At 38.5% G+C, this 22,239-nt stretch carries 20 protein-coding genes; 2 read left to right on the forward strand and 18 right to left on the reverse strand.

All coding sequences use genetic code 11. From position 1 onward, the window contains the following. Window positions 1-166 precede the first annotated feature (166 nt). From ACPWSO_RS06835 to ACPWSO_RS06855, 5 genes are all read right to left on the reverse strand, one after another. A complete protein-coding gene (locus ACPWSO_RS06835; protein ID WP_426082130.1) occupies window positions 167-844 on the reverse strand; it encodes a lysozyme in 678 nt (225 codons plus the stop codon). Between the two features lie 21 nt (window positions 845-865). Next, window positions 866-1,072 carry a hypothetical protein gene (locus ACPWSO_RS06840; protein ID WP_426082132.1) on the reverse strand — a complete coding sequence of 69 codons (207 nt, stop codon included), beginning with the start codon at window positions 1,070-1,072 and terminating at the stop codon, window positions 866-868. Between the two features lie 162 nt (window positions 1,073-1,234). Next, a complete protein-coding gene (locus tag ACPWSO_RS06845; RefSeq protein ID WP_426082133.1) occupies window positions 1,235-1,903 on the reverse strand; it encodes a CHAP domain-containing protein in 669 nt (222 codons plus the stop codon). 743 nt (window positions 1,904-2,646) lie between these two features. Continuing rightward, entirely contained in the window at window positions 2,647-3,054 is a 408-nt protein-coding gene (locus ACPWSO_RS06850) for a hypothetical protein (protein WP_426082135.1), read from the reverse strand. 90 nt (window positions 3,055-3,144) lie between these two features. Then, a complete protein-coding gene (locus ACPWSO_RS06855; protein WP_426082137.1) occupies window positions 3,145-4,173 on the reverse strand; it encodes an SDR family oxidoreductase in 1,029 nt (342 codons plus the stop codon). A 120-nt stretch (window positions 4,174-4,293) separates the two neighbouring features. On the opposite strand from ACPWSO_RS06855, the gene ACPWSO_RS06860 reads away from it, so the two are divergent. Next, entirely contained in the window at window positions 4,294-4,581 is a 288-nt protein-coding gene (locus ACPWSO_RS06860; protein WP_426082138.1) for a MerR family transcriptional regulator, read from the forward strand. Between the two features lie 235 nt (window positions 4,582-4,816). Here the strand turns inward: ACPWSO_RS06860 and ACPWSO_RS06865 are convergent, their stop codons facing one another. After that, window positions 4,817-6,904, reverse strand: a complete 2,088-nt coding sequence (locus tag ACPWSO_RS06865; RefSeq protein ID WP_426082139.1) for a DNA topoisomerase III — start codon at window positions 6,902-6,904, stop codon at window positions 4,817-4,819. 327 nt (window positions 6,905-7,231) lie between these two features. On the opposite strand from ACPWSO_RS06865, the gene ACPWSO_RS06870 reads away from it, so the two are divergent. Then, window positions 7,232-7,909, forward strand: a complete 678-nt coding sequence (locus ACPWSO_RS06870) for a DsbA family oxidoreductase (RefSeq protein WP_426082140.1) — start codon at window positions 7,232-7,234, stop codon at window positions 7,907-7,909. A gap of 196 nt (window positions 7,910-8,105) precedes the next feature. Here ACPWSO_RS06870 and ACPWSO_RS06875 read toward each other — a convergent pair whose 3' ends face one another. From ACPWSO_RS06875 to ACPWSO_RS06930, 12 genes are all read right to left on the reverse strand, one after another. Continuing rightward, entirely contained in the window at window positions 8,106-8,474 is a 369-nt protein-coding gene (locus tag ACPWSO_RS06875; protein ID WP_426082141.1) for a DUF1033 family protein, read from the reverse strand. Window positions 8,475-8,639: 165 nt separating this feature from the next. Continuing rightward, entirely contained in the window at window positions 8,640-9,758 is a 1,119-nt protein-coding gene (mnmA, locus tag ACPWSO_RS06880) for a tRNA 2-thiouridine(34) synthase MnmA (protein ID WP_426082142.1), read from the reverse strand. A 185-nt stretch (window positions 9,759-9,943) separates the two neighbouring features. Then, on the reverse strand, window positions 9,944-10,642 hold the full coding sequence (locus ACPWSO_RS06885; protein WP_426082143.1) for an alpha/beta hydrolase: 699 nt from the start codon (window positions 10,640-10,642) through the stop codon (window positions 9,944-9,946). A 68-nt stretch (window positions 10,643-10,710) separates the two neighbouring features. After that, window positions 10,711-11,166 carry a tRNA (N6-threonylcarbamoyladenosine(37)-N6)-methyltransferase TrmO gene (gene tsaA, locus ACPWSO_RS06890; RefSeq protein WP_426082144.1) on the reverse strand — a complete coding sequence of 152 codons (456 nt, stop codon included), beginning with the start codon at window positions 11,164-11,166 and terminating at the stop codon, window positions 10,711-10,713. A gap of 566 nt (window positions 11,167-11,732) precedes the next feature. After that, window positions 11,733-12,365, reverse strand: a complete 633-nt coding sequence (pgmB, locus tag ACPWSO_RS06895) for a beta-phosphoglucomutase (RefSeq protein ID WP_426082145.1) — start codon at window positions 12,363-12,365, stop codon at window positions 11,733-11,735. After that, a complete protein-coding gene (locus ACPWSO_RS06900) occupies window positions 12,353-14,536 on the reverse strand; it encodes a glycosyl hydrolase family 65 protein (RefSeq protein WP_426082146.1) in 2,184 nt (727 codons plus the stop codon). Before ACPWSO_RS06900 ends, pgmB begins: the two co-directional genes overlap by 13 nt. A 157-nt stretch (window positions 14,537-14,693) precedes the next feature. Beyond that, a complete protein-coding gene (locus ACPWSO_RS06905; protein ID WP_426082147.1) occupies window positions 14,694-17,003 on the reverse strand; it encodes a glycoside hydrolase family 65 protein in 2,310 nt (769 codons plus the stop codon). A gap of 93 nt (window positions 17,004-17,096) precedes the next feature. Next, on the reverse strand, window positions 17,097-18,125 hold the full coding sequence (locus tag ACPWSO_RS06910; RefSeq protein WP_426082148.1) for a LacI family DNA-binding transcriptional regulator: 1,029 nt from the start codon (window positions 18,123-18,125) through the stop codon (window positions 17,097-17,099). Window positions 18,126-18,198: 73 nt separating this feature from the next. Further along, the gene (locus ACPWSO_RS06915) at window positions 18,199-19,011 is read right to left on the reverse strand and encodes a carbohydrate ABC transporter permease (protein WP_426082149.1); all 813 of its coding nucleotides are present in this window, start codon (window positions 19,009-19,011) and stop codon (window positions 18,199-18,201) included. Beyond that, the gene (locus ACPWSO_RS06920) at window positions 19,008-19,886 is read right to left on the reverse strand and encodes a carbohydrate ABC transporter permease (protein ID WP_426082150.1); all 879 of its coding nucleotides are present in this window, start codon (window positions 19,884-19,886) and stop codon (window positions 19,008-19,010) included. The genes ACPWSO_RS06915 and ACPWSO_RS06920 overlap by 4 nt, the downstream gene beginning before the upstream one ends. A gap of 71 nt (window positions 19,887-19,957) precedes the next feature. Then, a complete protein-coding gene (locus ACPWSO_RS06925; protein WP_426082151.1) occupies window positions 19,958-21,343 on the reverse strand; it encodes an extracellular solute-binding protein in 1,386 nt (461 codons plus the stop codon). Window positions 21,344-21,828: 485 nt separating this feature from the next. Beyond that, window positions 21,829-22,170, reverse strand: coding sequence for a DUF1831 domain-containing protein (locus tag ACPWSO_RS06930; RefSeq protein WP_426082152.1), 342 nt, complete (start codon window positions 22,168-22,170; stop codon window positions 21,829-21,831). Between the last annotated feature and the right edge of the window lie 69 nt (window positions 22,171-22,239).

Below are 22,239 nucleotides of genomic sequence, written 5' to 3' on the forward strand. Positions count from 1 at the left end.
ACGAATTTTTCAGAGTATTCTAATTATTAGGAAAAATAAATCATTGCTTTACGATAAAAAACCAGATTTTTTCTCTCTATAAATCAGCAGCTTACTCCAATTTAAAAAAAGCCTTATCGGTTGATCCCCGATAAGGCTTTTTCTACTAACTATATTTTCAGATTAGTTATTTAACAGTGGGACGAGTAGACACTGATCTCAATCTTGAAAACCAGCCTACAGCTCGGCGAACCGTTGGCATATCTTTCCCGTAATTGGCTTTATAGATTGTATTCAAAATACCCTTTTCATCTGGGTGAGCAATTCCTGTAATCCCTTTACCGTCAAAGTAATAAGTTGTTGAATCACCTTCCACCTCGAAGAAACAAGGTGTGTCAAATAGGGCGTCCTCTACAACTCCGCCTGTTTTTAAGAACAATGCTACTTCATCGTTTCTACGATTAAGCAAACCTTGTAGAAATTCACCATCTGCATAAACATATTTTTTCATTTCGTTTGCTGCAGCCTGCCATTGCCTGCTGTTTAGATAAACCAACAGCTGAGAACCCACAAGAATCGCCTCACCTAAGTTAAAGTGAAAGCTCACTAAAGCATCAAACTGTCCCTGTGTTAATTGAACCTCTACGTAGTTGAAAATACCAGATGCATGTGATTTGATATCTTCATCTAGAAAAGCATTCGCCTGACTTTCTGAAATAGTCATTCCTGGATAAACACCTTTCGTATGTCCATACCCGATTGTCCACTTACCTACAGAATCCTGATAGGCAGTCAAACGAAGACCTTCCCATTTTTTAATTAGATTTCTTCCATCTTGAGAAATCTTCATATTTTCATTTGCCATTCTTCCACCTCCTCAGTAGTATTATTTTACAAGCGGACGTGTGGATACACTACGTAGTCTTGAGAACCAGCCTACTGCTCGGCGAACCGTTGGCATATCTTTCCCGTAATTTGCTTTGTAGATTGTATTCAAAATACCTTTTTCATCTGGATGGGCAATCCCCGTAATTCCTTTACCGTCAAAATAATAAATTGTTGAATCTCCTTCTACTTCAAAAAAACATTTCATAATTATTTTCCTCCTTAATAATTTTAATAAATAGTTGTTTGTTTTATAGAAATATCAGCGCTGTCATCTCTATAAGTTAATTATATTCTAAAATGAGCAATACAAACTTTCATAAAACTCCCACTTTTCTTTCCAAATATAAAGTATATACTGTTTTTCCACTTATTTTACAAGCGGACGCGTCGATACACTGCGCAATCTTGAGAACCAGCCCACTGCTCGATGAACTGTCGGCATATCTTTGCCGTAATTGGCTTTATAGATTGTATTCAAAATACCCTTTTCATCTGGATGAGCAATCCCTGTAATCCCTTTACCATCAAAATAGTAAGTCGTGGAATCCCCCTCTACTTCAAAGAAGCACGGGGTATCGAAAAGTGACTCTGAAGGCGATGGTGCAGACTCCGTTTCATAATTAGGACGAATAACACCCCAGACACCATCCATATTATGAAGAACTCTAGCTGCCGGGCTTCCAAATTCTAAACTTGAGTTATGCCAGTTCTGATCTACAGAGACAAAAGTTCCATCTCCTTGCCCATCCTCTACAGCAATTGCTGTATGTCCATATTGAGCATATATGCCCAGTCCCCAAATAAGGACATCCCCCTTTTTGATACTCGCAGCATTGGTTACCCGAATTCGCTGAAAGCCGGCTGGGATAGCCTGTGTTGTTAAATGAATCGCATTGCCGCTGGGCCACCAGTCAAAGTATTTTTTCATGACATGAATCGTCAAGTCCATACACTGTGAGCCATAAGCATTGTCCATATCGATACGCTGACCGACAAGGCTGTTTACATAAGTTGCTACACTACTTGCTTTTACCATATTCTTACTCCTTTTCTACCATTCGAATGTTTATTTATTTAGGATATCCTATGTAAGAATTATAACCAGAATATGTAAGCAAAAACTGTCAAATAACTGTTAAATTCCTCCCATAATCATGAGTTTTTGCTAAAGAGTATAATTTTAGCATGAACATGAATGTCAGCTATGACTAGTTAATTCAAAAGGTATTTTCTCGTGCACAAATTATTACGGAGCGTTTCCGTGTATCCAACAAATGAATCATATACTGGATCAACTACAGGTAAAAACGCTGAATGCTCTTTGGTATGGAACGACTCAAGAATAGAAACACTATGGAAGATTGCAACGTTATTGAAAATTGTTATTGAAGGATTCCACGGACTTGAATACTCACACCTGTTAATATCAAATATCACCCTTGCTTAAACGACAATTGAAGCTAGCTGTCCAGCTACGAATAGACTTTGTAAAGCCTGTCTCTGGGATTACTCGAGGCAAAGCATAATGAACTATTGGCTTAGCTGCCCAGATTATTCGCTTTGTTTCCTTTCTTCAAATAAAAGAACTTAAAACAACGGTGTACCAACCTCTAAAAGTTAGATTTTCAGGTCTAACTTTTGGAGGTTGGTACACAACGGCAGGGAGTTCCTGCATTTGTTTTAAGCTCAACAAGTTTATTCAGTTTTTTGTCCTACAACACAAATTGTCATATAACTAGTTTTTCAAAAACTATTCTTTTACTGTGCTTATTAATATGATTAAATCCATTTCAATCTGCTGATTTCATCAATCGTAAGCCCAAACTTATCAGTGTTGTTAGTAAGCACAGCTCCAAGGCTGCCTATTTCTGTACCTTTCCGTACCAAAACATCGATTCCTGCTGGGGTTACAAGAGAGGCATCAAATCTAATCACCAGAATATTGTCCGTCAAGCCAATCACTCGCCATTTACTAGTCAGAATTTTTAAAACTCCTTTGCCTCGCCAAACGAATAACTCTTCTCTAAACGTATCTATACCAGTGATTTTTCTTATTTTCCCAGTATTCGTTTGATATGTAACTATATCCAATAGTTTAAGTGGATGGCGATTGAGTATTTTATAGCTGATACTTGGCACCTGACGTTTTCCAGAAAGCCACATAGGAAAAGTTGACCCTTTAATCAACCATTGACCTTCTAATTGAGTTATGCTATTTTCCGTAACAATCCCCGCCTTTCCAAGTTAAGCTCAACTCTATTTTCCAGTTAAGCCGTTTTATATAAGATGATGCTTGATCATACTATCAATGGAGGCTAAAATAATACCTTCATTATCTGCAATCGGCTGCCAGTCTAAAACCCTTTTTGCTTTGTCGTTACTGACATTACGGCTCATTCCCAAAAGGAGTACCCCTTCTTTAGCTTGTCTGCTGAACAACGAAGAAATACGGATAATTCCATTAGGTAATATTTTTGAGGGGACTTTTCCGGCAGCTTCGGGTCGCTTTTTCTTGATTATTGATGCTATTTCAGTTATTGATATTTGACCTTTAGCAGAAGCAATAAATCGCTGTCCATTCGCCTTTTCACTGGTCATTGCCCGAATATGCAAATCAGCAACATCTCGGACATCTACAATATTTAAAGGTATATTTGGTATTCTTTTGCTTGATCCATTTAATAAACCTTGTAAAATTTCAAAGCTTCCTGAAATATGAGCACTCAAAGATGGACCAAATATAGCTACTGGATTAATTGCTGCAAATTCCAATGAGCCTCCTTCATTTTTGATGAAATCCCAAGCAGACTGCTCAGCTAGAAGCTTAGATTTTTCGTAAATAGATAATCCTTTTTCGTCTACCTTAGTCCAATCTTTTTCAGTTGTTGGAATTGATGCATCTTTATTACTAAATCCAACGGATCCAAAGTTGGATGTCATTACGACACGCTTTACCCCTGAATTCCGAGCTGCCCTTAATACTCTACTAATTTCCTCAACCGCTGGACGGATTGCTTCTTCTTCATTTTTTGGTCTAGTAACGAAAACTGGTGAAGCAACACTCAGAACATAGTCGCAATCTGTTATAGCCGTCTCCCAATTGTCATCCTTGGATAAATCAGCCTCAAAAAACTGAAGCTGTTCAACTGATGTTGTACCGTTTTCTTTAAGCATTTCAATAATTTTTTCCTTGCTATTGATTGAACGCACGGTAGTTCTCACATTATACCCTTTTTGCAGCAATTGAACTATTATTTGGATTCCAAGAAATCCTGTACCTCCTGTTACTAAAACATTATTCTGCATCTCTTTTCCCTCCGCTAATCATAAAATTGAATCTATCATTCATTTGATGAATTATCATCATAGAACCTAAAGTACTGTTTAGGTCAAGAGTTTTGATTAACTTTTTTGAGGAGAGAAACAATGACTTATTCTATTAAAGAGGTCTCAGAGCTATTTAGCTTGTCGATTCCTACAATTCATTTTTATGACAAACAAGGGCTGCTGCCATTTGTTTCAAAAAATTCGTCTGGGCACCGTGCTTTTACTGAGTCTGATTTATACTTAATGCAACCCATTTGCTGTCTAAAAAATACTGGCATGCCAATCAAAGATATCCGAGCCTTTATTGATTGTGTTCTTAAAGGACCTGATACAATTGCTGCCCGCAAAGAATTACTTTCTACCCATAAAAGTAACGTATTAGCATAAATTCAGGAATTAAATGAGAATCTAAAAGAAATAGAAATAAAAATTGATACCTACAGTTCTACAGATGCTGTAAAAATCATTAATCTACAACGAAATTTTGCTTCTGCTGAAAAGGACGCGTATCACCTGCCAAATCCTTATACAAAAGTAACTCGGGGTTAAATTAGAAAAAGGAGTGATGACCTCAACCAGTCATCACTCCTTTTTTCAATCCAACGATAACGAAACTATTTTTTTATTTATCTTCTCCCAGCGCTGCTTTTAAAGCTTGTGCCAAGGCGCTTTCTCCTGGTTCTTCTTTTTGAGAATACTTTTTCATCAGTTGGCGTTCTTCATGTTTAGTAATTTTTTTATTGCGCTGCTTTTTATCTGGAATCTTTTCACTTATGGAGCAAGTATTGCATTTGAAATAAGAGCCGTTCTTACCATCAATAATCACCATTTTCTTGTGGCATTGAGGACAACGGTGATTGGATACCTTGGGATCCTTTCTTCTTCTGTAGCTGCACTCCTGATTTGAACAAACATAAATTTTTCCATCACGAGTATTTTTTTCACGCAAGTTTTCACCACAGTCCGGACACTTTTTTTGTGTCAGGGAAAAATCCTGGTAGCGGCTTTCGCTTTTCTTGATTTCACTTACCAAACGGCTGGTATCCTGTTCAATCTCTTTCAAAAATTCCTTGCTGTTTTTCTTACCATGAGCAATTTGCTCCAATGTTTTTTCCCATTTCTCAGTTAGCTCAGGTGTCACCAGAGATGGATTCACCAACTGAAGCAGCTGCTTCCCTTTAGGAGAAACCAGCAAACCTTGTGTTGTTCTTTCCATCAATTCTGATTTAATCAGCTTTTCAATAATCTCAGCTCTAGTTGCAGGAGTGCCAAGGCTATGTTTTTCCATTGCTCCCAGCAGTGTTCCTTCATTAAGTGGTTTAGGGGGAGTCGTCATTTCCTTATTAATTGAAAAATTCGGCTGAATACTCATTCCAGTTTTCCAATCCGCCGTTGGGGCAGCAGCGGCTTCTTTTTCTTTTTTCCAACCAGCAACCTCTACTTTATTCTGTCTAAAAACAAAATTTTCCTTGCCGAAAGAAACGGTAATTTTTCGCTGATTTACTTTATGAGGCTGGGCAAAGATTCCTAGAAAACGTTCAACAATCATTAAATAAATTTTTTGTTCGTCATTGCTCAATTTTTCAAAGCGAGGACGCTGTTCAGTAGGAATCAAGGCATGGTGATCGCTAACCTTCTCATTATTAAATACTTTGTTCAAGACAACCTGACCATTATTTTTCAGGTATTCCTTCGCTTCTGGAAAGCTGGAGCTGATAGCCTGTAAACGTTCCTTCATTGTGTCTTTCATATCTGTTGTCAAATACTTACTGTCTGTCCGAGGATAAGATACGATTTTGTGGTATTCATACAGACTTTGTACCAGCGACAATGTTTTCTTTGCCGAGAACTGATAGCGCTGGTTGGCATCCCGCTGAATTTCAGTCAAATCGTAAGGTAATGGAGCAGCTTCTGTTTTCATCTTATCCTGTATATCTGAAACCTTTCCATTATTCTTACTTAGCTCTTTCACAAAAGCTTCTACCTCGCTGCGTTCTTTAAACGCAAATTGATTTTTTTGAACCAAGCGTCCTTTTTCTTTATGATAATTTAAATCTACACTAAAATAATTTTGCGGACGAAAGCCTTCAATTTTTTTCTCTTGATCTCTTACCAATGCCAATGTGGGTGTTTGCACACGACCGGCTGAAAGACTGTCCTGATATTTTACAGTGAGAGCCCGTGTCACATTCAGACCAACCAGCCAATCAGCCTTGGCCCGTGCCAGCGCAGAGTAGTAAAGGTTATCGTACTCTTTAGCTGGGCGCAGCTTTCTGAACCCATCCTTGATTGCCTTATCTGTCTGTGAAGAAATCCATAAGCGCTTCACTGGTTTTTCAAAGCGGATATATTCAAGAATCCAACGGGCAACCAGCTCGCCTTCCCGTCCAGCGTCTGTAGCAATCACTGCTTCTGTGACATCTTTGCGGCTTGCTAATTGCTTAATTGCCTTTAACTGATGGCCAGTTTTAGGCAGAGGCTTGATGCCTAAATTCTTTGGCACCATTGGCAACGTCTCCATTTGCCAAGACTGCCATTCTTTATTAATATCCTCTGGCATTTTTAATCCTAAAAGATGACCCAGTGCCCAAGTTACAATTACCGTAGGCCCTTCATAATAGCTTTTATTTTTTTGGTTTGCACCCAGCACTTTACTTAAATCTTTAGCAACACTAGGCTTCTCAGCAATAATCAGTTGTTTGTTCGCCATATATTTCACTCACTTTCCTGTTTCATCTATAATAATCTCTGAAAAATCAATTCCTACATAAAACACAGCAAGATGCTTTTTTAGCCGAGTATCTCGGGTATTTATTAGCATTTATTGCTTTAATCATCGACCAAAGAAAATAACATGAATTCCTAGTCTTTTACAGTATTAATATAGTTTTTCTCTTAATTAAAAAATTCAATGCCTTTATTCTACCACATTCTTCTCTCTCTTTGCTTTTTACTTAAGTCTTTCTTATTGAAATATAAAGTCAAAAACTACATACTTACTAATTGTAAGTGTAAAATTCAAAATAACGGAGTTCTTATGATAGCAATCGAATTTTTTCATGATGTCATCTGTAGCTTTTGTTTTCCTATGTCTTACCGAATGAGACAAGTTCAAATTGTTCACCGTTCATTTCCACTAGCAAAAGAACCACAGGATCTAGCACAAATGTTTGGCAGTAGAGAACAAGCCAAATCGGAAATTCTTTCTCACTGGGTACATGCCAATCAAAATGATGAGCTTCACCGGTTTAATATTAAAGGAATGAAAAAAACAGATTTTTTATTTCCAACTTCAATGAATGGCTTGCTTGCTGCAAAAGCCGCTGGCGTTGTTGCAGGAGAAGCCGGTTACTGGGATATCTTTGATGCTCTTCAAGAGGAGCTATTTGTCAAAAACCAAAATATCGAAGATTTGGCTGTCATTGAACGCCTAATCAAATCATCTTCAATCGACTTCACAAAGTGGCAGGAAGCCTTTGATTCACCAGAAACCCTGGCCTTGGTTGAAGCTGACTTTCATTTGGCTGATACCTACCAGCTGAAAGGTGTCCCGGCATTAATTGTAAATGGAAAATATTTGATTAACGGGGCTCAGCCTCTGGAACAGATTATTCAAGCACTTCAGACAATTAAAGAAAAAGAGGCGCCCGTGATTGAAATTCTTGAACCAACAGACGCAAACAACAGGGCTTGTACAATAGAAAACAGGAAATGAGTATGTAACGATTAAAAGCAATTCTGCTATAGAAAATATGGCATAATCTGCCGGATTTAGTCATTTATTCCACGTGTAACTTTTAATAAAGCAATTTAAAAAATAAGCTGCATATCTAAAATAGTTTTCCTATTTTAGATATGCAGCTTATTTCTAAATACGTCTATCTTACCTAATTAAACTACTTTTTTTGCTGTTAGTTGGCAACACTTCTTTTGCAGCACTTGGCTTTGCCGCATTGGTCACCAGCTTCATAGAGATCCTTGCCGCTTTCAAAATTTACCGGCTGATCATCCTGCAGCAGGGCAAGTCCCATATACTGCTGTAAATCATCATCGCACTCTTCACACCAGCGCTCATCCCCATCATTCCAAAAGGCTGAAAGATAGTTAGGCTTTGCATTTGTATATGTATATTTTGAGGAAATTTCCTGCCACTTTTCTATGTAATATGCAGCTGCTTCGTCCAAACAGTCAAACGTTTTCTCTTCAATGATGTCATCCCGCCACTCTTCAAAAAACCACCATGGTTCATTATCACCATACATTAAAATTACTTGATACACTCTTTTCACCTCTTCAATTCATACAAATGCTATTGTAGTCAGTTCCAGATAAAGATGCAAGCAATTGAGCTTAAAAAGAACATCCGTTATCTTATTTTAACATAAAAGCTGGTCTAGCTATTAGAAAGATGCCTCTGATAAATCAATCAAAGGCATCCCATACTTTTAAACATATTGAAGAACTTCTGCGTCTTTATATGCCTGATCGATCAGACCGCCGCCAAGGCATTCCATGCCATCATAAAATACCACTGCTTGTCCTGGTGTTACTGCACGGACTGGTTCATCAAAGATGACCTCGGCCCGATTATCAGATAAAAGCTTAACAGTCACGGGAACATCCTGCTGACGATAACGGAACTTTGCTGTACAGCGGAATTCCTTTACTCTTTCTTCATTTGTCGTAAAATGAATTTGGCTGGCATCCAGACGTGTAGCATAGAGTGTCGGATGATGGAAGCCTTGACCAACATAAAGAGTATTTGTTTCCAACTCCTTGCCAATCACAAACCAAGGTTCTTGCGATTGACCGCCTCCTCCAATTCCAAGTCCTTGCCGCTGACCAATTGTATAATACATTAATCCGTCATGCTGACCTTTCACTTCACCATCTTCAGTGACCATATTGCCGCGCTTAGCCGGTAAATAATTACTTAAGAATTCCTTGAAATTCTTTTCTCCGATAAAGCAAACACCAGTTGAATCCTTTTTCTTTGCAGTTGCTAAATCTGCTTCTTCTGCAATACGACGGACTTCTGATTTTTCCATGCTGCCTAACGGAAACATAGTTTTAGCTAACTGTTCTTGTGACAGCTGACTTAGAAAATATGTTTGATCCTTATTATTATCTACACCTCTCAGCATATGGACGGTTCCGTCTTCATCACGCGCTACTTGTGCATAGTGTCCTGTAGCCACATAATCTGCACCTAACTGCATAGCATAGTCTAAAAAGGCTTTAAATTTGATTTCTTTATTACACATAACATCGGGATTCGGTGTTCTGCCAAGTCGATATTCTGCTAAAAAATATTCAAACACACGATCCCAATATTCCTTTTCAAAATTCACCGAATAGTAGGGAATACCAATTTGATCGGCTACCTTAGCAACATCCTTATAGTCCTCTGTCGCTGTACAGACACCATTTTCATCGGTATCATCCCAATTTTTCATAAAGATGCCTACAACATCATAGCCCTGCTCCTTTAAAAGCAGTGCTGTAACCGACGAGTCAACCCCGCCGCTCATTCCGACGACAACACGTATCTTGCTGTTTGTCATTTTCTCACCATCATTCTTATAGATTCTGAAACATCCACGATTTGAAGGTCGCTGTTTTCCAGTGCTTTCCATTATACTAGGAATTCATGAGATGTAAAGATGTTCGCAAAATTATAAAAAAACCTAAATAACTATTGCCAATAAATACTGTTCCCCCGACAGGCAAGGTCGCTGCTGCCGTTCAATTAACTAATCATTTGCTGTAGCCATGCTTGATAAAAAGCCAGCTGCTTCTCTGTATGGAAAAAATGCTCACTGTCTTCCATAATCGTTAAATCAACTGGAAATCGGCTGGAAAAATCCTTTATCACTGACATATCTGTTAAGTTATCAAGGGTACCGTATAAAACAGCAGTTGGTATATCCCACATTACAATAGGATGTGCCTTAACATAAGTATAGTACGCCCAATAGAGAGTCTTGAAGGGTGTGGCTATAACCTGCTGCTTTTGCAGCTGGTCAGGATTGACTCCCGCCCAAAGCATCATCTTTTCAAAAAGCTGACCCATATCTAAAATAGGTGATAAGAACAAGGTCTGCTTTAGCTTCTCATCAGAAAAAGCTAGTAAGCTAAAATAGGCGCCAATACTATTGGCAAACAAATAAATGTCTTTTGCCTGTTTTTTTGCATAGACCATTACTTGTTCAAGCTCTTCAATATATATTTGAGCATTTTGAGGTTCTGCACCTATTCTTTCTCCATGAGCAGGTAAATCGAAGCTAAGCACCTGAAACCCCTTCTTCACTGCTTCTTCAGCCAGCAGTGCAATAACTTTGTCTTCTTTGTTAGACTGATCGCCATGAACCGCAACGTATAGTCGGTCTGATTGCTTTCCCCATAAAAGTGCTGGAATATGTTGGATTTTAATGTATTCTTTTTGCATGTTCTTCCTCTGTTTCTTTCAATTATTCTTTTACTTCCTGCTATTAATAAAATCAAGTTCTTTTTCATTTAAAAATAGCTTTTCATTAGTCGATTGACCCACTCCGGAACAATTGCCTCATCTTTACAATCATACATGGGATAATATGGTTTAATGTCTAAAACCGGCGTGCCGTCAATTGCATCCAGCCCTTTCACTGTTAACGTAGTTTCCGAAACAGAAACTACCTCTACTGCTGTAATCCCGATTTGGTTTGGGCGATCCTTTCCTCTTTGGGAAAAAATTCCTACTAAAGGCATATCTTCCCTGTTCTGCGGCTTTCTTTGCAAATGATTTTTTTCATCAAAATGTGCTTGATTCAGATAATAGAGTATCAGAACATGAGAAAATTCTGATAAGCCTTTCAATCCGCCAAAATAATTTGATTTTAGAATAACCTTGGATAGGTCTGTTCCCCATGAGTTATCCTTACGCTGGCTTATTTGATTATCTACAATTCCAATTGCTTCGATTTCAATAGGCATAGGCACTCTCCTTTTTTCAGCAGCCCTCTCTTCTTTTACAAATAACTGACAACTATTCTCTTTTCTCATTTTAGCATAAAGAGAACTTTCTTATAGCAGTAGTTTCACTTTTTGGGGAAACTAAACGCAGGGATATCATCATTTGCATTCATAGCAAATTTTAAGCGTAACAATACAAGAACGGTTGACTGAAAGTATTAATCATGGAGAATAAGGAACGCAATCGTAATAGCACCTATTCTTTAGGCTATACTTTTTCTTGCTGCTTCAAAACTTTTAATAAAAAGGCAGCTTATTTCAAAAAATTATTTCTACTTCTTCTTTTGTTCAGTTTTAAAGCAAAAAAACGTGAGTGAGATATAACTCAAAGAGTTATGTTTCACTCACATGAAAATCGAATAAACAGTAATGCAGGAGCACTTGTCGGGTTTTAGGCTGCGACGAGTAACCGCGGGAGCACTTGTCAGATTTTAAACTGCGATGAGTAACCGCAGGAGTTGCCCGCTCCCATACAACTTAGACCTTCTATCTTTACTCCATTATAAAATTATCAGTCACTTAAATTTTTAAACTAATAATTCGTAAAGTCCAGCAACAACCCTGTCTGCCTCTGGAAGATTCTCTTTTGTTCCGATTCCAACTACATACATTCCTGCCGCTTTTCCAGCCTGAACCCCTGCTTCGGCGTCCTCAAAAACAGTACACACTGACGAATCTAATCCTAGTGCTTCTGCTGCCTTTAAAAAAACCTCTGGATCAGGCTTAGCCTTGGATACTTGATTACCATCAATAATTGCATCAAAAAGATCATAAATGTCTAAATTCTTTAGAATTAAAACTGCATTCTTACTGGCAGACCCTAAAGAAATCTTAATTCCGGCTTTTTTAAGCTGCAGGATGTATTCCTTTGCCCCTTTTAAAAGCTCATCTGTTTTCATATCTTTAATATAATCCAGATACCACTCATTTTTCAGTTCTCTGTACTTTTCCTGCTCTTCCTCAGTTAAATTAATACCGCCAATCTCCAAAAGAATTTCCAGTGAACGCACTCGGCTGACACCTTTCAATCGTTCATTTTGCTCTTCAGTAAAATCGAATCCTAGCTGATTCGCCAGCTTTTTCCAAGCCAGATAATGATACTTTGCAGTATCCACAATTACACCATCCAAATCAAATATTGCACCTTTCATCGTTTCCATATTTTACTGCCGTCCTTTCCTGCTTCCACTTGATAAATTCCGTCATTTCTACAAACTTTAAAGCTTAGCTTTGTCCATTTTTTTGGTAGCTTGGGATTTGTTGAAAGCTTGCCGTTTTCTATCTTCAATCCGCCAAAGCCAAGAACTGCAGCCATCCAAGCGCCACCGTTCGCTGCCGGATGGGTTCCACCAATATAAATGGTTCCAGCAAATTGTTTCGTCTGTCCCGTTAAATCAACGGAGGCAGTCTTCATGAAGTACGGATATGCCCACTCAGGATCGCCAACATCACAGGCAAGCAAGGCATAAATACAGGGACTTAAAGAAGAACCATGCTCTGTTCGTGGTTCATAGTAGGTCCAGTTGGCTTTTTTTACTTCTTTTGAATAATCCTCTTTAAATAAGTTCAGCATCAACACGACATCTGCCTGCTTGATGATTTGTGTATCTGAAGCCACACCATAGGCACCGCCCCAGTATTCTTTCGGGTCGATTAGCCGCGAGCGAACCTCATCCACAGTTGTATCCTCAAGCTTAAAGTAGTCGTCAAACTGCTCAATAACACCGGTTTCTTCATCAGGTTCCGGAATATATAAAGCGACTTTCATTTTTTTTAGATTTAGAATTTCTTCCTCGTAATTCAGCTTTTCAATAAGCGCTCGGTAAAAATCCGGTTTTTCACTAATAATTTCCAGTGTTTTTAGTGCAATATCCAGTGTGTAAGCCGCTATTTTATTTGTATACACATTATTATAAACACGTTCATGGTATTCATCCGGACCAATTACATCAATCAGCTCAAACTGTTCTTTCTCAGAACGATAATAGGAATAGGAATAATAAAAACGGGCACATTCAAGAATGACTTCAGCTCCTCCATCGAATAAAATCTCCTGATCACCAGTCATTAAATAGGTTTGCCAAATACCGTAGGCAACATCGCCGCTAATATGAATTTGCTTATCACGGAAGTAGGTCCGCATTGGTCGTTTAGTGAACACATCTGTAACATTGTAGTCTGAACAAGCATCCTGTCCATTTTCCTGGCTTTCCCAGGCATAGAAAGCACCTTTAAAGCCATATTCAGCTGCTTTTGCTCTGGCCCCATCCAATGTGCGAATTCGATAATCCATCAAGCTTTTTGCTACATCAGGTGCTGTATGCAGGAAAAAAGGCAGCATAAACATCTCTGTATCCCAGAAAACAGCTCCTTTATACGTCTGACCTGACAGCCCCCGAGCCGGTATTGATACTGGTTGTCCTTTTCTAGGGGCGATACTTAGCAGCTGATAAATACTGTAACGTAATGCCAGCTGAGCTTCTTCATCCCCTTCAATTTCAACATCTGATACATACCAATAGTTTTTCCACTGTTCCTCATGCTGTTCTTTCAAGACTTCATAGCCGATATTGTTCGCCTTCCGGCTGCTCTCAAGTGCTGTTTCGACAGGATTCTCTGTATCCTTTGATGTGTAAACCGCAATTGTTTTAGTCAAAGTATATGTTTTCCCCGCTTCAGCGGTAAATGTAAATTCATGAAAAACACCGGCTTCTGAATCAATCAGCTGCGGCTGTATATCTTCGTTAAAAGCAGCTGTTTCAGCTGTGATTACGGTCTCTCCTAATTCACTGGTTACAGCAGATAAACCAATGACGCTTGTCTCTTTATGAACGGTAAAATCCGTTAAATGAGGACCATTAATATCCCAAATCTGCTTATCAATTCCTGTTAAAAGCCGAACTTCCCCAGTTTTCTCTAAAGAAAAAGAATAGCTCATGACCAGGAGATGGGAGTCGCTGCTGCTTGCGAAACGCTCACTTTCAACTGTCACTAGCCCGTTGCTTCCCTTAAAAACTGTTTTTCGCTGATGAACGGCTTTGTACATGTCTAATTGCTGAAGATGCTCTTCAATATCGCAGGTTGTTAAATCAATGTTTTCTCCAGCTACTGTTAGCTTTGTAAACAATCCATTAGGCGCATTAACGGGTTCCCGCCAAGCGGTTCCCCGTTGATCGTAAATTCCAGATAGATTACAGGCAACCATCTCTTTCTTTGTATACTCCTCCAGCGTCCCCCGATAGCCGAAATAGCCATTACCGATAAGGAATTTATTTCCAAAATCTACAGCTTTGTCCAGCTGTTTTCCAGTCTCTGAAATAATCCAGCTCATGTTTTCTCCTCCAATTTTTCTTAATTTCGACAAAAAGGAAGATTGAGAGAAAATTCTTCATCCCTGCCCAATCTCCCTAATAGTGATTCGCCTATTTTCCAAGTCCAGCTACTCCTCAGGCAGGTCTCACCAGTCGAGAAAAGCTACTGACAGTTCTTTAAACTTGCCATTGTTCTGGAATCATCAACTGACTGCTTGCTTCAGCAATCGTTCTTTCCTGTCCATAGACGGTCATTGTTACTGGCTTGCCGGCAACTGTTCGAAGAGTCGCCTGTTTATCAGCAACAGCAACTTCAATGATGCTGCCGTTATATTGGATTCTAAAGGAATAGCCTGTCCACTGTACCGGCAGTATTGGGTTCAAAACCAGCTGGCTGCCGTCACTCCGAAGTCCACCAAAGCCATAGACAATATTCATCCAGGCGGCGGCAATAGATGTCGTATGAAGCCCTTCATTCGTATTGCGGTTGTAATTGTCCAAATCCATCCGAGTCGCAAAGCTGAAGAAATCAAAGGCTTCATCAAATTTGCCTAATTCAGCCGCTAATACAGAATGAATAGACGGTGACAATGAAGATTCATGAATCGTTCTAGGTTCATAGTACTCGTAGTTTACCCGCTTAGATTCTTTAGAAAACTGTTGATTGTATAAGAATTGGAACATCAAAACATCCGGCTGTTTGATCATATCATTGCGATAGATACGATCATAGGACCAGTGAGAATACAATGGAAAATCCGTCACAGGAATCTTTTGAATATCAATATGAGGCAAATCAAAAAATCCATCGTGTTGTTCGATAACACCATCTTCTCTTTCAAAGAACAGCGCTTCTTCTGCACAATGCGCCCAGTTTTCCCACTCATCCTTTGTTACGCCAGTTTTTTCCTGTACTGCCACAAATTGCTCTGGCGCTTCTTTAAGCATTTGTTTCAGTATCTTCACTGTATACTCAAATGTCATTTTTGCCATATAGTTGGTATATGCGTTATGGTTGACCATCACCTGAAACTCATCCGGTCCCATTACACCGTAAAAGCCGAATTTATTTGTCAGCTGACTCCAATCTCCCCGTGCTTCCAAAAAGCGGGAAATTTCTACCAGCATCTCTGCTCCATGACTGTATAGAAATTCTTTATCTCCTGTTAGGTGACTGTAATGCCAGATACCATAGGCTACTCCTGTGCTTGGCTGAAACTGTGTACTGGCATGCTGCCAAAGGTCACACGCCTCATCCCCATTCAGCGTAGCAATTGGATAACAGGCACCTTGACAATCCAATTCTTTGGCTCTGCGCTTTGCAGCCTCCAAAGTTGAATAGCGGAATTCAAGCAGGTTTTTAGCCGCCTTTGGATTGTTAAATAGATAGTAAGGTAAACAGCAGGTTTCTGTGTCCCAAAATGCATGACCGCTGTATGCTTCTCCTGTTAAACCTTTAGCCCCAATGTTGTTTGAAGCATTTTGTCCATGATAAGTCTGCTGCAGCTGGAAGATGCAAAACCGGATTCCCTGCTGGTTCTTTTCATCCCCGTCAATTCGAATATCAAAGTTATCCCAGATATTTTGCCAATAGTTTTGCTGAGCTTCTTGTCCTTTCGTATAGCCTTGAAGAGAAAGTGCTTCGACTGCGTCTGTTCCTTCCTGCCACAATTCATCTGTATCAGCAGGCTGTTTCTTAATAAGATTAGAAACAAGCTTTTCTACAATGACTTCTTGTCCTTCTTCTAAAATCAGCTGAAGCTCATATCCGATTAGCTTGTCTGATTCTATCAGTTTCTTTTCTGCTTTCTGATTACTATTCAGATGAAATCCGGAAAATATTTGCTGACCAGTAGAAATCGTTTGGCCGATAATTGCTAAATCTTCCTGCGCATTAAGCTGTCCTTTTCGCTTTTCTTTCCAGAAGGAGACTGGCTCCTGACCATGTTTTGTATTGAAATCAACTCCACTAATCAGCTGAAGATTTCCGTTAAAATTCAAAGGTTTAAACGAAATTTTTTGATAGCCGCTGCTTGAATTTTCCATATGTAGAAAGCGTTCAAATTGAACCTTCAAACGTTTTCCAGTTTTCGTTATCCAAACAAAAGATCGTGTTAAACAACCGTTTTTTAAATCGAGTACCCTAGAAAAATCTTCAAAAGTAATCGCATTCATATCCAACCGCTCACCGTCAATCATAATTCTTGTATATAACCAGTCAACGGTATTTAGCATGAAATGAGGTTTCGTAACAATTCCTTTGTAATGAGAAAGCGCCTTTTTTCGGCTGAACTCATAAATACCGTTAAAATAGCTGCCTAATAGAGTTTCCCCCGAAGATCCTTCTTCAAAGTAGCCGCGAACGCCCATATATTCATTTCCTAGAGAGAAAATAGACTCTGACACCTGCTCATATTCAGGATTAAAGCCAGTTTCGATAATCTTCCAAGGATTAAGTTTAAAGTATTCATCTGCAATTTTTGCCATGTGCCTACACACCACCTGTTTTATTTAAAGTACGTTTTTTGAAACAGGCTGCAGGAATGTCCCAAAAAGACATTCCTTTGTTTACTGAATTTCTTACTCAGTCACTTTCGTTACAGATTGCCGGACAATCAATTCTCCAGAAAGAAAATAAAGCGATTGATTCTCTTTATCTGGCTCCTCAATAATTTCAAGCAGCTTAATTAATGCCATTTCTCCTTTTTTGACATGATCCAAACGAATAGTTGTCAATGGGGGATCATTAATTTCTGCATACTTAATATCATCGAAACCAATAACTGCTATTTTCTCTCTGTCGTATAATCCCTTCACCTTTAATGAATGAATAAAGGAAACTGCCAGAAAATCTGCAGTAACTACTACTGCGGTAAATTCAGTTAACCGGGCAGCCATCTGATCAAAATCATCTCTCGTATAAAGATGTCTGCGCTCAAAACTCAAATTACTGTTTCTCAAGGCTTTATTAAAGCCTTGATAGCGCTGCTCGATAACTCCTGTTGTATCTTCGTCAAAAGGATAGGTCAGAAACGCAAACCTTTTATGCCCATTTTCTATCAGGAAGCGGGTTGCTATAAGCCCCGCTTCAAAATCATCTGTATTGATGAACACCCGGTTATTCGAGTGCTCTGCCAGATAGCTCTCTTCATCTGTGAGATGGGTATCAACAAACACAACAGGTGCTTGAATAATTTTGTTAATCTCACTGAAGAATTCTGCGGATACACCAACAGCAATAAATCCCTCAAATTTCCAGTTTCTCTGAACAGCCTCTACGTCCTCCACTGAAGTAACATTATGAATCAACGTAAACATACCGGCTTCCTTTGCCCGACGTTCAATTCCTTCCAGAACCTCAGTAACAAAAGGGTCGGAGAAATCAATATCTACTTTGTCTGAATAATAAAGCAGACCAATCAGCTTTGAAGAGGATTGTACCAGTGCTCTGGCATTCATATTTGGTGCATAATTATATTTTTTTATGATTTCCTCAATCAGATCAATCTTATCTTTTGAAACTCGATGGGCTTTTTTATTGATGACATTGGAAACCGTTGTAATACTTACGCCAGCCTCCTGTGCAATTTGTTTGATTGTTACCCGCATTTTCTTCACCATCTTCTTGTTTATTTACAACTATTATATCCATAAGGTAAAGAAGTATCCAATCTTTCTTTTTTTACTTCCCTGAACCGCTGGCCACACCAGCAATAAATTGCTTCTGGAAAATGATATAAACAATGATAACCGGGATGATTGAAATTGAAGTTGCCGCAAATAATCCGCCGTAGTCTGTTCCGTACTGTCCGTTGAACATTCTCAATCCGACAGAAATCAGCTGTTTCTTCTCATCATTAATCATCAGGAACGGCCATAGATAGTCTTCCCAGCTCCATAAAAACTGAAAAATTGCCAAACTTGCAATCGTGTTGCGCGACATGGGTAGAATGATTTTATGAAAGATGAAGAATTCAGATGCACCGTCTACTCTCGCCGCTTCCAGCATCTCATCAGAAATCTGAGAAATTGACTGCCGGAACAGGAAGATACCAAAACCACTGATCATTGCTGGAATAATTAGCGACTTATAGGAATCCAGCCAACCAAAATCAAGCATCATCTCATATTTAGGAATAATTGTTACTGCCCAAGGCAGCATCATCGTACTGAGTACCACACCGAAGAGCAAATTTCTTCCTCTAAAGCGATACTTAGCAAAAACAAATCCTACTAAAGCACTGGTGTAAATTGTGATTGCAGTTATCGTTACAGAGATGAACAGACTATTGAAAAACATCCGCATAAAATCAAACTTTTCCTGAACATCTATGTAGTTTTGAAAGGTATTCGGTGTAGGAAACAAACCGCCGTCTACCCGCACAATTTCCTGATTCGTAGCAAATGAGGAAAGCAGCATCCAAATGAATGGAACCACTGTTATCAATGCAAGGGCTAGCAGAAGCAGATTGAACAGAATCCGTTTTGTTTTCATTTGTCCAACTTCCCTTCTCCAGTGATTTTAAACATAATAATGGTTAAAATACCAATGATGACAAATAGGATGATTGCCATTGCTGAGGCTGTCCCAAAATTGTATTTTTCAAAGGCCTCGTCATAAATTAAATAAGAAATAACATAAGTGCTGGTTCCTGGTCCGCCTTTGGTCATAATCAAAACCTGAATATACGCCTGCAGATAAGTGATTAGTGAAGTAATAACTACAAACAGTGTTGTTGGACGAAGTAATGGCCAGGTAATCTGACTGAAACGCTGCCACTTATTTGCTCCATCAATATCTGCTGCTTCAAATACATCCTCCGGCAGCCCCATTAATCCGCCTAAAAAGATTACCGTAGCATAACCAAAGTCCTTCCATATTGTCATGATAATAATTGCCGGCATCGCCCATTTAGAGTTCATCAGCCAGTTAATATCCAGTTGAAAGAGTTTATTAATTAAGCCAAACTGAGGATTGAACATCCACATCCAAACAAAGGAAACCGCAACTAATGGTGTGATTGTCGGCATATAAAACATCCCTCTAAAGAATGTTTTGAAACGTGCCAATTTTGAATACAGCAGCGTTGCAAGACCTAATCCGATAATCACCCGGAACACCACTGAGAAAAATGCAAAGATAAATGTGTTGCTCATTGAGCTCCAAAACAGCTTATTCGTTAAGACATTTTTAAAATTATCCAGACCAACAAAATTATATTTATCAATCAGCGGATTCCAGTCATGAAGACTTCCGGCAAAAGCTTTATAAATCGGATAGACTAGAAAAACCGCAAAATATAGCACAAGTAAAGTAACCGTAATATTTTTCAAGCTGAAAAACGTAGGTTTAACTGATTTTTGTTCCATCATTATCCCTCCTTCATTCTTTTATTAAGTGGGGAAGGGACATGAATATCCCCATCCCCTCTAAGCTATACTTATTTTGCTTCGTCAAAGAATTCGTAACTAGATTCTAATGATGTAAAATCTGTATCCTTCATTTCAGATTCCATTTTTTCCTGTGCATCTTTAATCGCTTGTTTCATATCTTTACCATTGTATAAAACATCATCTAATGTCTGATCTGCTGTTTTTTCAACTGTTGCAGGAAAGGCACCAGGCCAGATTAGACGGTCTACACGAGGAGCAATCGCACTCAATACAGGATTTTCTAAAATTTCAGAGTCATCCGCTAATGATTTCTTTGTCGGGAATGACGCTAATGCCAAAGCACCTTTTTTAGAATATTCATCATTAGCCAGACAATATCTCAGGAAGTCCTGTGCTACAGCTTGCTGTTCTTCTGACTGATTCTTGTTAATTCCTGGCGTACTTTCTCCATTGTAACGGTCATAAGCAAATGGTACATCTTCTGTTGGCGTCGGCGTTGCAAAAACACCAAAATCAATATCTGGATAGTTTGTATTCAGTTCATTTAAATACCAGCCCCACATATAAACCATTGCTGTTTGACCATTACCAAAGCTTTGTTTTGCTTCTTTCCCAAAGTCCTTTGAACCAACCTTATCTTTTTCATATAGATTAATTAGGAACTGCATGTTTTCTTCAGTTGTTTTATTATCGTAGTTTACGACCTTACCATCGTCTTTAAACAACAATGTGCCTTTTTGGTAATTCAACCCTTCATAGATTGCACTATAGTTTTCAAAGTTATAGTTAAAACCAGCCTGAGTGATTTGTCCATTTTCTGTTTTAGTCAGCTTCTTCGCGACTTCTCTAAACTGATCCCAGGTTTTTGGAATATCCGCATCGGTTAATCCAGCATCTTTCCACATTGCTTTATTATAATAGAAGTTTCCGGTATTAATTAAGCTGTCAGTATAATATACTTTTCCATCAATCACATGAGGATCAACTGATGTAAAATCAGCCTTCAAATCATCTACTGAAATATCATAAGGTGCTAAATAAGGGATTAGAATATCATGTTGTGAATTATGAATATTAAAAATTGCCGGACCATCTTTCCCTTTTAATGATAATGGCAGCTTTGTCCAATAATCTTCCCAAGGCTGGTTAACGACTTTGATTTCAACATTCGGATAGATTTTTTCATACTCTTTAGCCATCTCAATTGCTGGATCGCCCTCGTTCCAAGTCCAGTAATCAATTTTAATCGATTCGCCATCATTCACTAGCTTATTTGGATCAAATTTCACTGTTTCGCCGATTACGTCCATTCCTTTATCTTCTGTTGTGTCTTTGGTACCTGATGATGTTTGGCTTTCCTTGCCTGATGAGCATGCTGCCAAACCACCAATTAATAAAACTGAGAACAACGCTGCGATGACTTTCTTCTTCATTTGTAAGCCCTCCTATATTTTGTAGGTTTAACGTTAAACTTATACTTACAAAACAAGTTTAACGTTAAACTAAAATCTTGTCAAGCGCTTTCATTTGTTTTATTATTATTTTGTTTGTATTTTTTTTATTTGTTATTAATCGTTTGTTATTAAATCCAACTAATTTTTGCTGATTTCCAAGCTTCATAATTTTTGTAGATGTTATCGAATTTTTTTATTTTTTCGAATGATTTTTTATAACTAATTCTTTTACACACTTCAAATGCTTTAACATGTTTTTCAGCCTTTACACAAAAAAAGAATACCAGGTAAATCTTGAACTAGTTGTTGTATTGTGAGATTTATTACAGCTGATTTTTCCAGTTTTGTTTGTACTGAAGTCTTTAGTTAAATGATAGGCACAGTAATAACATAGCCATTTAAACAAGAAAAAAGACCCAAGTAATTTCTTGAGTCTTTGTCTACGAATCAATGATTCAAATCAATTAAGCTTTTTCCAGAACACCACGGCTAATCATTCCATCCATCAGGAAATAAAACTTCTCCTGACTCATTTGATGATTATCTCCTTTGAAAATATTCATAGACTTTAGCCCATTTGCAGTTGTCACTGACATCTTCAATAATTTCAAATCCTTGGAAATCGTGAGTTTCAGCTTGAATCCTTCTTTACTTTGAGGGGTTGCATCCAGCGAACGAATCAGTTGGAAGTTCCCAGAATTGGTTTCAGTAAAGCCATTGTCTCTAAGTGTGTATCGTTTTGCAGCGGAATTCACTTTATAAAATATTTCCGATCCTTGTGCTGCTGCTTTTTCTGTAAACGCCATTTATTTCACCTCTTTTGTTCAATTCATCTTTTATTATAGTGGTTGACACGAGTTTTTTCTAGTCTATTT

Source organism: Enterococcus sp. LJL51 (assembly GCF_049894025.1).
Lineage (GTDB): Bacteria > Bacillota > Bacilli > Lactobacillales > Enterococcaceae > Enterococcus_L.